The organism is Stenotrophomonas sp. AS012628 (genome assembly GCF_010608305.1).
Lineage (GTDB): Bacteria > Pseudomonadota > Gammaproteobacteria > Xanthomonadales > Xanthomonadaceae > Stenotrophomonas > Stenotrophomonas geniculata.
In genome coordinates, this window is record NZ_VMBJ01000123.1 from 1 (window position 1) to 279 (window position 279).

The following is a 279-nucleotide window of genomic DNA, read 5'->3' on the forward strand; positions in this document are numbered from 1 at the left end:
GCTTAAGAACGACCGGCCCGCAATAGTGACGATTGATTCGGCCTGTCCCTGTTTCGTCCAGAACACCAAGGTAGACAACTTCCTCAGAATCGCTGACTTCATAGGCCAGACCGGCATAGGGGCTGCCATCCCCCCGCTCATCCACCAATTGAAAGCTGGTCGAGTGAGTGCGACGCGGGCAGGCATGGATACGTTCACTGAAGAACGGCTTTTCCCACTCCTCCATCGGCCCAGGGGTCATGGGGTCACCGCCTTGTTTTCCGTACAGCCGGGATAGAG

At 57.3% G+C, this 279-nt stretch carries 1 protein-coding gene; it reads right to left on the reverse strand.

Annotated features, from left to right (window positions below):
• A partial coding sequence (locus tag G5A07_RS21240; RefSeq protein ID WP_223107768.1) for a hypothetical protein occupies positions 1-241 on the reverse strand: 241 nt, incomplete at its 3' end.
• Positions 242-279 lie beyond the last annotated feature (38 nt).